The sequence below is a fragment of the Lysinibacillus sp. ACHW1.5 genome, from assembly GCF_022014815.1.
In the GTDB taxonomy this organism is placed as follows: Bacteria; Bacillota; Bacilli; order Bacillales_A; family Planococcaceae; genus Lysinibacillus; species Lysinibacillus capsici.
Window position 1 is genome coordinate 2,561,330 of the sequence record NZ_CP091777.1, and the last position, 14,434, is coordinate 2,575,763.

Consider the following 14,434-nt stretch of genomic DNA (forward strand, 5'->3'; position numbering starts at 1 on the left):
CCTAAAATAAGCATTTTTTATATATAAAAAGGAGACGACATCTAAAAAATTAGATGTCGTTTTAATTTTCCCATATTAAATTTTTGGATTTTGATTAATTTATCTTTACCAGTTATTTTGGGGTATGGCAAGAACTTTTTCTATTTTGAGCAACTCACAAACTTGAATATAACCGTATCTTTTACGAAGAAAATAACTCTTTCGGATAACCCCTTCGTTAGATAAGTTTTTATTCTACTCCCTGTAAAATAGCCTTTAGTAAACCTGGAAAACGAGTATTTAAATCGTCATATCTAATTGAAATGAACCGTTGAGTTCCTTCTATTCTTGTGTTTATAACCCCTGACTCTCTAAGCACCTTAAAGTGATGCGAGAGGGTTGATTTTGCAACAGGAATTTCAAGATTACTACAAGATTGTTCCCCATTTGCAGCTAAACTCTTAATTATATCTAGCCTTATTTGATCACTAAGTGCATAAAGTACAGTTGATAGATTGATTTCATTAAAACTTGGATGGTAAAGCGTTCTCATATTAGTCACCTACCTAAAAATAATTATTAATTTAATAATTGCAATATATCATAGTTGGTGATATATTTCTATTGTTCGATTATATTCGAACAATAGAAATTGAGGAGATTTGCTATGAAAAAAATATTAACTTTATTTTTCTTTATCATGTTTATTATCGGAACTGACACGTTTATTGTCTCTCCTTTATTACCAACACTACGTGATGTTTTTGACATTTCTATTGAAAAGTCAGGTTGGATTGTATCTGCCTATGCTTTGGGATATGCATTATTTGCGTTAATTTCTGGACCTCTTTCAGATAGCTGGAATCGCAAAAAAGTGATGCTGGTTGGCATACTTAGTTTTGGTATATTCACCTTGCTATGTGGGTATGCTACGGGCTTTTGGAGTATGTTTTTATTTCGATTTTTAGCAGGGGTTAGTGCTGCGTTTACTTCGCCTCAAGTCTGGGCAGCTATTCCCCAGTTAGTTCCATCTAACAAAATACTAAAAGCTATGGGTATAGCCACTGCAGGACTAGCTGTTTCTCAAATGTTAGGTGTGCCAATCGGTAGTTATCTAGCTACTTTCGGTTGGCCAACCCCGTTTATCATTATTGGAATTTGCTCTTTCTTTCTAGCCATTCTTATTGCGGTTTTATTGCCATCTATGCCATCAGTTCATTCACACGAGAAAGATTCTTCTATTTTAGGACGTTACCGTGCTCTACTGGGTGAATCAAGATCAAAGTTAGCTTTTCTCGGCTACTTTATTTTTCAACTAGGAAATTTTGCTGCATTCTCCTTTATCGGCACATGGCTTTCTGACAAATTTCAGCTCAGCATAGCAAGTATTGGAACTGTGTTTTTATTCCTTGGCTTAGGTAATACAATTAGCAGTTTCTTTGGAAGTAGCTTGGTTAAAAAAATTGGTATAAAAACCTCTCTCTCTTTTGGAGTAATGCTACTCGTTTTGCTTTATCTAGTCCTTCCTTTTTTACCAGGTTTACCATATATTAAAGCTGCTTATTTTTTAATTTTTCTGTGCGTAGGAATTGTTTTTCCACTTATGATGAGTTTATTGCAAACACTCTCTTTCACAGCACGCGGAACGATCGCATCACTTGCAAATGCATCAATGTATTTCGGCACAACGTTAGGATCGTTTGTAGCTGGAATGCTTTACGCAAACATCGGCGGTTTTATTGCTGTTAGTATCTTTACAGGAATTTGTTTTACTTTTTCATTGATTTTATTCATAAAAAGTGGAGTTCTACCTACTAATCAGCAAATCAATTCAAAAAATACAACTGCTTAAAAATTTATCATGCCGATACTTACTTGGATTAATAATTTACCCTATATATCTAGTTGCTGAAAATCATGCAGTTAAAATACTAATACTAAAAAGCCAACTACTTAAAGTACAAGTAGCTGACTTTTTAGTGTCTGAAATATGTTTTTTATGAGTAACTCAATATTTTGCAGTTAGGGGATGCTTATCTTGATTATGTTTATCAAGATTAATTCTTTATAAAATTGAATGCCTACTTTTCTTGTTTCGCTTCACTTTCTTTTTCTTTTATATAAAAAATTAGCACTATGTTAAAATCTAAAAGCTACTCCAAAGATAACATCCTTGAAGTAGCTCTTTATTATAACTTTCTATACTTTTCGGGTACTCTGGAAGTAAAAATAGGAACTTCTTTTCTGATTTGTGGTACTTTTTCTAAATTCAATATAGCCCGTATACCTCCAACCTCTTGATCTAATTTCTGAACGATATCTCCCCAAGGGTCTATAATTTGCGAGTTACCTGCAAATATTTCTCCTAGATTTGTCCCAGTTACATTTGATCCAACAACAAACATTTGGTTCTCAATTGCACGTGCACGAAGTAAGGTATTCCAATGTGTTTCTCTTACTAATGGCCATTCTGCTACGACGTGTAGTACTTGAATACCTTGTAATGCTAAGTCACGAATAATTTCAGGAAATCTTAAATCATAACAAGTTATTACGCCCATCTTCACTCCTTCAAGCTCAAATACTTCAACTTGATTTAGTCCACCTGTTAAAAAATTTGGCTCATCTAACATCGGAACAAGGTGTATCTTATCATACGTATGAACAATTTCACCCTTTCGATTTACAATAATTGCTCGATTAAAGATATCTCGACCTTCTAAAAAAGCAATTGAGCCCCCCACCAAATTTACATTAAACTTCTTAGCAAGTAATTGTAAAAATTCAATAGATTGATTGCCATCCACACTACATATTTCTTTTAATTCTTTCAATGCATAGCCCGTCGACCACATTTCTGGAAGAACTACAATATCTAAGTCCTCATAGTAGTTAACTTCTAACCACTGTTCAATGATATTTCTATTCTTTTCTGGGTTTCCTACTTCTAGCTCCATTTGAAATACTAAGTAATTCATATAGCTCACTCCTCAAGTCTATTTAGTAATGAAATATCTGGTTTCACTAACAACCATAAGATAGCTGCAATGAATACAGGAATTACAGTCATTCCTAATGTGATATTCCAGCCAAAATTTTCTGCTAACCAACCACATAACAATGGTGATACAAATGCTCCTAAATTTCCCCACAAATTCATCCAACCCGAAACAGAGCCTGAAAAGTTTCTTCCTAAGTCTGTAGCAGAGGCCCATGAACATACTACAGTGAAACCTAGTGATCCCAAGCACAATGATAGCCATAATACATTCATATAAGGTGATACTGTCATAACAGCAAAGTACATTGAAATAATAAATACTATTAAACCTGATATAGCTAAAAAGGATCTTGATATTTGCTTTGAAAAACCTTTACGTACTAAGTAGTCAGAAAGAATACCACCAGTCATTACAGTTATCAATATAGCTAGCCAAGGTAGGCTCGCAGCAAATCCCATTTTACTTAGTGAAAATCCTCTATCTTCTAATAAGTAAGTAGGTAACCAAACTAAAAAGAACGTAATGATATACAAAACAACAAAATATTGCAGACCTATTGCCCAAAATCTATAATTTTTCAAAAATGTATTCCAAGGTGCTCTAGCTTTAGCCGTATTAACAATTTCTCTGCCTTCTAATATATATTCTTTTTCTTTTTCGTTAACCAATTTATGAATCTCTGGATAGTCTCTAGCTATAACCCACCATACGGCAGCTATAATAATTCCTAACAATCCAAAAATGTAAAATACAGCTTGCCAACCAAAATATTGATAGATATAAACGGTGACGATTGGAGCTATAACTGGTCCAAAATAGGAACCTGCTAATAAAGCACTAGATGCTCTTGCCTTTTCATCTCGTCTAAACCAATTTGTATTAAATACAGCGTTTGCCGGAAACATGGGTCCTTCTCCTACTCCAAATAAGAATCTCACTGCATACAGTAGACCATGAGATTTAACTAATCCAGTTAAACCAGTAAATACTGACCACCATACTAATGCAAAAGTGACCATTTTTCTTGGACCGAATTTTTCCGCCAATAAGCCCGCCGGAATTTGAACTAACGCGTAACCTAATGAGAATAATGATGCAAGCATCCCGAACTGAACTTTATCTAGACCTAAATCATCCATCATTGGCTTTGCTATTATTGATATGTTTGACCTATCCATGTAAGCGATTACACCGATGATAAAGAAAAAGAATGCTAGTCCCCATCTAACCTTTGTTGGTTTTTCTTTCAAAAAAGCGCCCCCTTACTTAATTGACAATAGTATAATGATGTTTTATTTTCCTGTTTAGCTTTGGCTGTTCAACTTCATATTCAAATTTTTCACCAAAGACAAAACCATTTTTTGTAGGTACAGTACCTGAATAAATCACGGTATGTTCTAAATCTATCTCCCCCAGCTTGTTCAGTTTTTCTAATAAAATATCCACCTCTAAAAGTGCTTCCAAAGTGTCTTCTTGATATAAAAACCTTTCACTATTAGAAGTAACATACGATCGCAAAATGATAGTATCCCAATCTTCTATTAAGTCCTTCAGTCTCCAAAAATCGGATGCTAGAGGTTTATCACATACTAATTTAGACTTTAAAATATTATCTTTTTCAACCTCTCTATCCGTATGATCACTGCCTAGAGTAAACAACCATTCTTGTCCATCATGGAATAATACATATTCAGCCTCTCCAGAAGAAAATTTGCTACCATGACATTCATTAGAAAAGTTAAGTTGTTCAATATTTTGTGGATATATCATAGGAACACTTGGTGGGGGTGCAATTCCCAATTCTTTTAATTCATCTATGTGTTCTTGGATTTTATCGACATTCCTTCCACCATAACCCACAACAATTACTTTTTTAATGTCAATTTCATGTTTTCTCACCTCACTATTGATAAGGTGTAAATTGATTGTTTTCTTCATTTAAATTGCTCCTTAATTGATTAATCACTTCTTTTTTAGTATTTTCAACGTGGCTATTTGATGCTAATAAAAGTTGATTTATATCTTGTGATTTTAAAGCTTTTATAATTTCTTTATGTTCAGTAATTGTTTCTTCAATACGTGATTTTTCAGTAATGGCTTTTAACCCAAACCATCTTATCTTATCGCCAATTTCCTCAAACCACTTTTCTATTTGCTCATTTTTAGTTAATGATACGATTTGAGCATGGAACTCCTTATCCAACTCAATAAATTTTTGCTGATCTGTTCTATTATTTTCTTGTTCTTTAACATACTCCTCTAAAGTATTTATTTGTTCTAAAGTAATCGTCCCACATATTTTTTCAAGTGCAAAACGGTCAAAAATCATCCTTATTTCCATTACTTCAATAACATCTTCTTCTGTAATTTCTTTTATAAAAGTACCTACTCGTGGCTTTGAAACTATCCATTTTTCCCTTTCTAGCAACGACAGAGATTCTCTTATAGGCGTTCTGCTTATTCCTAATTTTTCACTCAATTCTCTCTCATAGATTGCTTGTCCTGGCAATAATTCATAGTTCAAAATGGATTTCTTAATTTCCTTAAAAGCTATATCTCTAAGTGCCATACCTGTCTCTATTTTTTTCATTGGAAGCCCCCTTCGTGGTATGTGGTATACCAGAGATTTTACAACAATTCTAAAGTTCAGTCAATTTTAAATTGATATTTTATATTTTAGTTGTATTTTGCTCTATTGCGACCTTACCTTCCCAAAATCGAAAAGAATTTTTTTACGTAGTAATATATATAAAAAAACGCCATTACAATATTTCAATTGTTAATGGCGTTTTATCATACATCTTTTTTTATTTTTAAATCTATTTGATAACAAAATGCAAAAAATAATTACTGCAAATATTTAAGTACTATATTAATTTAGGGAATTTTATTTTCAACTAATTTCCATACACTTTCAAAACTCTCCTTATAAAACTCATTATCCCAGCGATCTGCAAAATATGGATTATGGAAATATACAAATGCTGTAATAATGGCAGATCCTGCTTCTTTTAATCCACTAATGGATTCTGCTTTTTGTGCTAATACTTTTAAATGCTCTTTAACAAGGATTTGAGTGCCTTCTAAGTAATCCGTATATAACCTAAACATACGTTCGTCGTCATGATAAAGCTTTTTTTTGGTAGTTGCTAGAAGCCAAAGCCAATCATGAAGTGCAGCAGCAGGACTTAGATCTTTAGGAGCTTCCCATTCTAATAATTCTTTAGAAGTAATTTTTAACCACCTAAGTGCAAGTTGCTGCATTAGGTCCTCTTTATTTTTGTAATGTTTATAAAATGCCGCATGTGTAACTCCAAGTTCTTTTGCAATATCAGAAAGAGTTGTTTTTTGTACACCCTTTCTCATAATAATGTCTTCTGCAACAGAAAAAATCTTCTCTTTTGTTAGTATTGCCATTATGGAACCCCCTAGTTTTACTAAGTTACATTATACAGTATAACAACCAAGTTACAAAATGTTGACTTTGTAACTAAACGATGTATAATAGTGGTGTTGATAGGTTACAAATTAAAATAATCGTAACCTACTTCAACTATTTAAGAGCAAAGGAGTTAATATCATGACAAAAAAAATTATTGAAACACAAGATTTACGAGTTGCACTTGTTACAGGCGGCTCTGGTGGAATTGGACAAGCTGTAGTAAAAAAACTAGCTAAAAATGGATTTGCTGTTGCTGTTCATTATTCTGGTAATAAGCTCAAAGCAGAAACTCTAGTGAATGAGATTGTAAAACAAGATGGAAAAGCAATTAGTATTGGTGGAGATGTAGCAGATGAAAAAGCTATGCAAAAAGCTTTCGATATAATTGAAGAAAAATTTGGTGGTATTGATGTTGTAATCAATACAGCAGGTATTATGTTACTCGGTTCTATCGCTGAGTTGAACTTAGCCGATTTAGATAAAATGCACCGCACAAATATTCGAGGAGCTTTCGTAATATCCCAACAAGCTGCGCGACGAGTTCGCAAAGGTGGTGCAATTATTAATATTTCTACTTCGGTTACTCGTACACAATTTCCAACATACGGGGCTTACGTAGCAAGTAAAGCAGCGGTTGAATCAATAACAATGATATTGGCACGCGAGTTACGTGGTAAAGATATCACCGTTAATGCAGTGGCTCCAGGTCCAACTGCAACATCATTATTTTTAGATGGAAAAGATAAGCAAACAATCGATAATCTTTCTAAAGCAGCACCACTTGAACGTCTTGGTACACCAGAGGACATTGCAGACACAGTAACATATTTAGCAACTTCAGGACGATGGATTAATGGACAAGTTATCTTTTCAAATGGTGGTCTTGCTTAATTTTTCACATTAGGAGGAATAAATAATGAAGAGTGAAGAACAAAAGAAAGTCATAGTTATAACAGGAGCTTCAAGTGGATTTGGTGCTCTAACTGCTAGAACACTTTCAAAAGCTGGACATATTGTCTATGCAGGTATGCGGGAAACAAATGGTCGTAATGCTCATCAAGTAAAAGCGATTAACGATTATTCGACTAAACATATGGTAAATATTAACGCAATTGAAATGGATGTGAATTCACAGTATTCTATTGATTCTGCAGTGAGAGAGATTTTAACAAAACATACCCATATCGATGTCTTAATCCATAATGCTGGACATATGGTTGTTGGTCCAGCAGAAGCGTTTACACCTGAGCAACTAGCCGAAATGTACAATATCAATGTGTTATCGACTCAACGTGTTAATCGTGCTGTGCTCCCTAACATGCGGAAACGTGGTCAAGGTCTAATTATTTGGGTGTCTAGCTCAAGTGTTAAAGGTGGAACACCACCCTACTTGGCCCCTTATTTTGCCGCAAAAGCTGGTATGGACTCATTGGCAGTTTCTTATGCTGCTGAACTTGCCCGATTTGGAATAGAAACTTCAATCGTAGTACCAGGTTCTTTTACTAGTGGAACGAATCATTTTATTAACGCTGGTCAACCACAAGACAAACAAGTACAAGCTGAATACGATGCTAAGTACAATAGTTTAATAGATCAAATAGGCGAAAAGCTAGCTGCTATTTCTCCTGAGGATGCTGATGTATCTATGGTATCTGATGAAATTGCACGTATTGTTTCTCTACCAGAAGGTGAAAGACCATACCGAGTACACATTGATCCAGTGGATGATGGCTCAGAGGAGGTCTCAATTGTTGCTGATCGTGTTAGAACAGAATTCCTCACTAGAATAGGCTTAGATGATCTACTTCAAAAAAACAAGTGAACGAGCTACTTTTTAGAAATGTAGGCCGAAACGAGATAATAGTACCAAGTAATAAGTAGAATAAACCAAAGAACGTTTGCAATACTAACGAGAGAAGGATTACCACCCTTATAATGAATGGTATATATTGAGCTTTTTAATGGTGAGCAACGAACTAGATTTTACAAAAACTGCAGTGAAGGTTTTTATAGAGTACTGCAATTTTAATGTAAAAAAGCATTCCATTATTACTTTAAAAGGGATCATTCGATAGAAAATTTCTATAATTATTATAGAAATTATCAAATAGATAAATGATAAATACTCTTTTACAATAAAGAAGCCTTTATCGAAAGGCAATTTTAAAAAGAAAGGTGTTTTAATGATGCTTAATGAAGTAGCCGGTATTAAAATTCCAGATTCTAAATTAGCAAAAGATGCACAAGATATTTTGAGGGAAAATGGAAATGATTTACTATGGAACCATTCAAATCGTGTATTTTTATTTAGTGCCATTAAGGGAAAAGAAGCAAATAAGAAGTTCGATTTAGAATTACTATATATCAGCGCATTATTCCATGATTTAGGATTAACAAAAGAGTATAGCAGTCCAGATTTACGATTTGAAGTAGATGGTGCAAATGCTGCAAGAAGCTTTTTGCAACAATATCAAGTTCCAGAAGAGTCAATTCGTCTTGTCTGGGATGCAATAGCATTGCATACAACAGTTGGTATTGCAGAACATAAAGAATCTGAAGTATCATTACTGAATTCAGGTATATCTTTAGATGTTATAGGGAAAGGTTTTGAACAATTTCCAGCTGAATTGAGAGAAGAAATTGTACAAGCATTCCCACGTAATAATTTCAAACAAGACATTATTCCAGCTTTTTATGAAGGTTTTAAGCATAAACCAGAAACTACCTTTGGTAATATGAATGCTGATGTCGTTAAATTCTTTGAACCGAACTATAAACAAAAAAATTTCTGTGAATGTATATTACATTCACCTTGGAAAAATTAGCAAATCAATATTTAATTTTAAAGGTTTAGAACCTCTTTATAATATCATTTTTAATCACAGGGAGATATAAAAATTCATTTATATGTGCCCCCTCTTAATAAGTTATTTTAAAAAATTTAATTAGAAATAGTGCATAACCATTTTATTTAGTTTGTCTAGCTTTTGACATAATGGCAAGACATACTAATAATTATTGTAGTAATAGCATATTGGTTAATTTCCAATATATCCACTCAAGTAAAACATTGTAATAATAAAAATGTATTAAGCGGCTTGAGCTTAGAATTCTAAAGGGCTCAAGCCGCTTAATCATTTCTGTTAGCAATAGCGATTAAAACAATGAATATTGTCTTCAATCGCCAGTTTTCCCCCCTTGATACGACTCGTATATATAAATAATAATTCTTACACTCCAAAGTGCCCTAAAAGGATTCAATGGTTCCGTTAACAATACATCGACCAACACCTGATATACTTTGTGGCATACTGGCTGTGTCAACACTTTGCTTAAATTCCTTTGATTTATGTTGATTTTATAAAAAGTTTGATGCTCTCCTGAGTAGTTTTTTTATTTTTTAACCACTCTTTCTGTTGAAGCTCCTCAATTTTTCCAATGGCCCAATGTGTAGAATGTAGAAGGGACATTACTAAACTTGCACTAATTTAATATCCATAATCTTATGAATTGAATTATTTTTGCTTTATTAATTGTTCAACAAGTAGTTGAGATTTTAACCCTTCTAACCCATCCACGAGTGGTTGCTCATCATTTTGAATACAATAAATGAAATGCTTTACAGCATCTTCAAAGCCTCGTTGTTTTAATATTGTATCCCATGAAGAAGAAACGGTTGTAGAAATTACATTTCCTTCTTCGATTTCTGTTGTATTCATGTTTTTTACACGGATAATTGCTCCGTCTGTAATCAATTCTATTTGTTCTAAATTCGTTCCTGCTTTTCTATGCATAGCTGTGGAGAAAGATATATTTTGAGAGGATTCATACATATGCTGCGCATATAAAAGTTGATTTTCATCGTTCGTATGAACAGTTCCATACAACACATTAAGATCTCCATCACCCAGCCAACGTACTGTATCGACTAAGTGGAGATAATCATCTAACATTGTGAACCCATAAGAATAAGGACCCACACTATCTGTTCTGTGCTTTTCAACACGTACCCAAGCTATATTATTTGCTTTTTCCTTTGCTTTTACATACATAGGAGCAAAACGACGATTGAATCCAACCATAAGCTTTCTTCCCAATTTTCCACTTAATTCGACTAATTTTTCTGATTCCGAAATAGATGCTGCCAATGGTTTATCAACATATACATCTATTCCTTTGTAAAGTAGTTCCGAAACCACATTAAAATGTGATTCAGTGGAACTGTGTACAAACACGGCATCACACTCTTGAGCCAATGCTGGTAAGCTATCGAAATCTTTTATACGATACTGATTACAGATTACCTTTCTCTTCTCTCTACTGGGTGAAAATGCACCCGCAAATGTCCAATCTATTTCTTTAGAAAGAATTGGCAAATATGCTTTCTGAGCGATGCCACCCAGTCCTACCATTCCGATTCTAGGTTTCATCGAATTAATCATCCTTTATCATATTTTAATTTGGTATCAAAGCTATTTTAATAATTTTTCAAAGTATACATAACTCTTAATTTGGACCTGAAAATCTTGAAGAGTTTTATACTTATAATCCACACATTTAGAATAGGGCGCAATCCTTAGGTCAGTTGTTTACAATTAGTTTCTACACATCTTCAAAGCTCTCCTTTTAAAACTAATTATTCCTAAGGTCCCAACTTCTGAATAACTGGCTTAGGATCACCTGTATTTAATGAAGAGGGTAACGTTTTACTGTATTTATTTTCGGTCCCTACAGTTCAATTTACACGTAAGTGAAATAGAAAAGATTAAAATCAAATTAATCACGCATGCTATTCCCCAGTTAATTCCCTCTAACAAAATACAAAAGATGGGTATAGCCACTACAGGATTAGCTGTTTCTCAAATGCTAGGTGTGCCAATCGGTAGTTAAGTCGCCGAGTATCTATCGGTTTTGAAACTACATAGATCTGTTTTCCTATCTTGCGAGAAAAGTTATAAAAAAAGAAAGCCTAGTACAATAGAGCCAACTACATAAAGTACAAGTAGTTGGCTTTTTAGTGTCTGAAATTTGTTTTCTATGAGCATGCTAATATTTACCATAATTCTACCTTCCAGCAAGAAAATAAAATCTTAATTTTCTTTCCTAGAAGTAAAATTTTACTTTCTAAGAACAATAAAACTTATTTTTAAAGTGGGAAGCCCTCTTTAAAAATGAGGGCTTTATATGCTAGTACGTATGGTCAATGTTACAGGTGACCGTAACGCTTTTTTAATTTTATAAATTATTTTTCACTTTTTCTCTCTCAATCAACATTGTACCTTTTTCTTTTAGGTTTGTATGGAAAGAGAAAGCTTTTTCAAGAATGTGTGGAGTATGACCACCAACTTTCTCTTTTGCTTCTAAAAAGTAATCACGTAATTGTGGTCTGTACTTAGGATGTGCAATTTCGATAAGCTTTTCTGCTCTTTTCACTGGTGGAAGTCCTCGAAGATCAGCATATCCTTGTTCTGTTACAATTACGTCTACATCGTGCTCTGTATGGTCAACATGAGATACAAAAGGAACGATTGTTGAGATAGCTCCGTCTTTTGCTAGGGAAGAAGTTACAAAAATTGTAATTCTAGCGTTACGTGCAAAGTCCCCAGATCCACCAATTCCATTCATTACTTTTGTTCCGCTAACATGAGTTGAATTTACGTTTCCGTAAATATCTACTTCAATTGCTGTGTTAAATGAAATAACTCCTAGGCGACGAATAATTTCTGGATGGTTAGAAATTTCCTGAGGTCTGAACAAAACTTTATCTTTGTATTTCTCTAAATCTGCAGATAGTGAATCAACACGTTTCTTTGAAAGGGAGAATGATGTACCAGCTGCAAATTTAACTACACCAGCATCTATTAAGTCAAAGATCCCATCCTGTAATACTTCAGAAAAAACCTCGATATCTTTAAATTGAGAATTTTTCATACCATTTAGAACTGCATTAGCAACAGAACCTACTCCAGATTGTAATGGAGCTAATGATTCAGTTAAACGTCCTGCTTTTACTTCACCAGCTAAGAACTCTAATAAATTATTTGCAATTTGCTGTGTTTCTTCATTTGGCTCGAATAATGGTGAAGGAATATCTGGCTGTTCTGATAAAACAATTCCTTTCACTTTATCTGGATCAACCTTAATTCCAATTTCTCCAATTCGATCTGAAACTTTGTACATAGGAATCTCTCTACGCTCACCTTGATTCCCTAGTACAAGGATATCATGAAGTCCCTCGTACGCTTTAGGAGCAGTTGTGTTTAATTCAATGATAACATTTTCAGATTTTTCCACAAAAATAGGTGAATTTCCAACAGAACCAGTTGGAATAATATAACCTTCTTCAGTGATTGCAGCTGCTTCAATAATTGCATAATCAATTTTTCCTAATGACCCTTTTCTTATCTCTTCTGCAGTATGTGATACATGTTGATCAATATAGTATATTTCACCAGTATTGATTTTCTTACGCATTACAGGGTTACCTTGATACGGAACACGTAAGTTAATGATCCCAGCTTCAGCCATTGATTGGTCAGCAGCAGGTCCTAATGAAGCTCCAGTATATAGATTGATTTTGAAGTCTTCTGTCTCACCGCGCTTAGAAAGTGCAAGTGGAAATTCTTTCGGTTCACCAAAAAGTGTAAATCCACTCATTCCAATGTTCATTCCGTCTTCAATCCAAGAAGCTGCCTCCTCCGCAGAAACAACTTTGTCCAAAAACACTTTATTTCTGATAAATTGGCTTAAATCTTTTTCCATTAACAATCACCTCTAAATAGTTATTTAATTTGATAGTAAAAATATCAAAAATGACTATTGCATTCATGATTGTTCTTAATTGTAAAAAGGATTCCATTATTCGTCTATCATATCCTTTCTATGATAATGATAGAAAAAAACTATAATATAAAACTTCGCAAGGAATTAATGTCATCTTTGTTTGTGTGAAAATAAAGCTTTTCGATTTCACGTACTAATAACTTAATATATTCACGTGCTGCATAATTAATAAAACAGTTCTTTTTCATTACGAGATAAACAGTGCTGGTTAAAGTTGGGTTTTCAATTTTTTGAAAAAACAAATCCTCTGTATCATAAAATTCATATAATGTTCGGGATACAATACTACAACCAACTCCACTTCTAACTAAACTCAAGATAGACTTAATACTTGACGTTTCAACAATAGGCTCTATTTGCTTTCCAAGCTCATAGCTAGTTTTATCTATTATTTTTCTACATTGATGCATACTAGGAAATAAAATAAGAGGACTATCTAAAACAGAAGAAAATGAAACTTTTTGTTCATCATTACTTTGATTACCTATTAGATAAAATTCTTCATCATATAATTTAGTCACTTGCAATAAATCATTAGTATTAATTTGGAAATCAATACCGAAATCAGCTCGATTTTCTAAAACAGCCTTTTCCACTTGATCAGTCGTTTGAATGAACACTTTAATGTTAGGATATAACTGGTTAAATAGAATACACAAAGTAGATACTAAATCAGTTATTTCTCCTGGAAGCACAGCGATTCTCAATTCCCCGATTTCTACTTCCGTAAATTCTGTAATTTGTGAAAACAAACTTTGTAAGGAACCTTGAATATTTAATGCTTCTTTTTGTACAATTTCCCCTACTTGTGTAAGTTCAATTTTCTTTCCAATACGGTTAAATAGTGAATATCCAATCTCTTTTTCAAGAATCTTAATTTGATGACTTAATGTGGGTTGAGAGATTCCTAACTTTTCAGCTGCTTTTGTAAAATGTAGTTCTTTACTAACCATTAAAAAATATTCTAAATGGCGTAATTCCATCTTATTTCAATCCTTTCTAATTAAACTTTATCTATTTTTACATGTTTTATGGTCAGATAATAATCTGGTATAAAGTAATTTTATTACTAAAAGAATTATTCTACAATATGGTCCGATTATTGAACATGGAGAACAATGTTCTCTTACTCAAAATTGTAAACCGAATAAAGTTTAACACGAAAAAA

Annotated in this window: 13 protein-coding genes; 4 read left to right on the forward strand and 9 right to left on the reverse strand. The window is 33.4% G+C overall.

Annotation, left to right across the window (positions count from 1 at the left end; genetic code table 11):
- Positions 1–229 precede the first annotated feature (229 nt).
- Positions 230–532 (reverse strand): ArsR/SmtB family transcription factor, encoded by a 303-nt coding sequence (locus L6W14_RS12795; RefSeq protein ID WP_131521437.1) that lies wholly within the window; start codon positions 530–532, stop codon positions 230–232.
- A 114-nt stretch (positions 533–646) separates the two neighbouring features.
- On the opposite strand from L6W14_RS12795, the gene L6W14_RS12800 reads away from it, so the two are divergent.
- Positions 647–1,831: an MFS transporter gene (locus L6W14_RS12800; protein WP_237898147.1), complete on the forward strand. Its 1,185-nt coding sequence runs from the start codon at positions 647–649 to the stop codon at positions 1,829–1,831.
- A gap of 337 nt (positions 1,832–2,168) precedes the next feature.
- Here the strand turns inward: L6W14_RS12800 and L6W14_RS12805 are convergent, their stop codons facing one another.
- From L6W14_RS12805 to L6W14_RS12825, 5 genes are all read right to left on the reverse strand, one after another.
- Positions 2,169–2,957 carry a carbon-nitrogen family hydrolase gene (locus L6W14_RS12805; protein WP_237898148.1) on the reverse strand — a complete coding sequence of 263 codons (789 nt, stop codon included), beginning with the start codon at positions 2,955–2,957 and terminating at the stop codon, positions 2,169–2,171.
- Between the two features lie 5 nt (positions 2,958–2,962).
- Positions 2,963–4,231, reverse strand: a complete 1,269-nt coding sequence (locus tag L6W14_RS12810; protein WP_237898149.1) for an MFS transporter — start codon at positions 4,229–4,231, stop codon at positions 2,963–2,965.
- 16 nt (positions 4,232–4,247) lie between these two features.
- Entirely contained in the window at positions 4,248–4,919 is a 672-nt protein-coding gene (locus tag L6W14_RS12815) for a DUF2848 family protein (RefSeq protein WP_131521441.1), read from the reverse strand.
- On the reverse strand, positions 4,885–5,571 hold the full coding sequence (locus L6W14_RS12820; protein ID WP_131521442.1) for a GntR family transcriptional regulator: 687 nt from the start codon (positions 5,569–5,571) through the stop codon (positions 4,885–4,887). The genes L6W14_RS12815 and L6W14_RS12820 overlap by 35 nt, the downstream gene beginning before the upstream one ends.
- A 287-nt stretch (positions 5,572–5,858) precedes the next feature.
- The gene (locus L6W14_RS12825) at positions 5,859–6,398 is read right to left on the reverse strand and encodes a TetR/AcrR family transcriptional regulator (RefSeq protein ID WP_131521443.1); all 540 of its coding nucleotides are present in this window, start codon (positions 6,396–6,398) and stop codon (positions 5,859–5,861) included.
- Positions 6,399–6,561: 163 nt separating this feature from the next.
- Between L6W14_RS12825 and L6W14_RS12830 the strand changes: the two genes are divergently transcribed.
- The 3 genes from L6W14_RS12830 (at position 6,562) to L6W14_RS12840 (ending at position 9,248) form a co-directional block, all read left to right on the forward strand.
- Positions 6,562–7,314 carry an SDR family oxidoreductase gene (locus L6W14_RS12830; protein WP_237898150.1) on the forward strand — a complete coding sequence of 251 codons (753 nt, stop codon included), beginning with the start codon at positions 6,562–6,564 and terminating at the stop codon, positions 7,312–7,314.
- Between the two features lie 25 nt (positions 7,315–7,339).
- Positions 7,340–8,245 (forward strand): SDR family oxidoreductase, encoded by a 906-nt coding sequence (locus L6W14_RS12835; RefSeq protein WP_237898151.1) that lies wholly within the window; start codon positions 7,340–7,342, stop codon positions 8,243–8,245.
- Between the two features lie 364 nt (positions 8,246–8,609).
- Positions 8,610–9,248, forward strand: coding sequence for an HD domain-containing protein (locus tag L6W14_RS12840; RefSeq protein WP_237898152.1), 639 nt, complete (start codon positions 8,610–8,612; stop codon positions 9,246–9,248).
- A gap of 690 nt (positions 9,249–9,938) precedes the next feature.
- On the opposite strand, the gene L6W14_RS12845 is transcribed toward L6W14_RS12840, so the two are convergent.
- The 3 genes from L6W14_RS12845 to L6W14_RS12855 all read right to left on the reverse strand — a co-directional run bounded on the left by L6W14_RS12845 (position 9,939) and on the right by L6W14_RS12855 (position 14,249).
- Entirely contained in the window at positions 9,939–10,853 is a 915-nt protein-coding gene (locus tag L6W14_RS12845; protein WP_131521447.1) for a Gfo/Idh/MocA family protein, read from the reverse strand.
- 805 nt (positions 10,854–11,658) lie between these two features.
- Complete coding sequence (locus L6W14_RS12850; RefSeq protein WP_131521448.1) at positions 11,659–13,185, reverse strand: succinyl-CoA:acetate CoA-transferase ScpC; 1,527 nt, start codon at positions 13,183–13,185, stop codon at positions 11,659–11,661.
- A 140-nt stretch (positions 13,186–13,325) separates the two neighbouring features.
- On the reverse strand, positions 13,326–14,249 hold the full coding sequence (locus L6W14_RS12855; RefSeq protein ID WP_131521449.1) for a LysR family transcriptional regulator: 924 nt from the start codon (positions 14,247–14,249) through the stop codon (positions 13,326–13,328).
- Positions 14,250–14,434 lie beyond the last annotated feature (185 nt).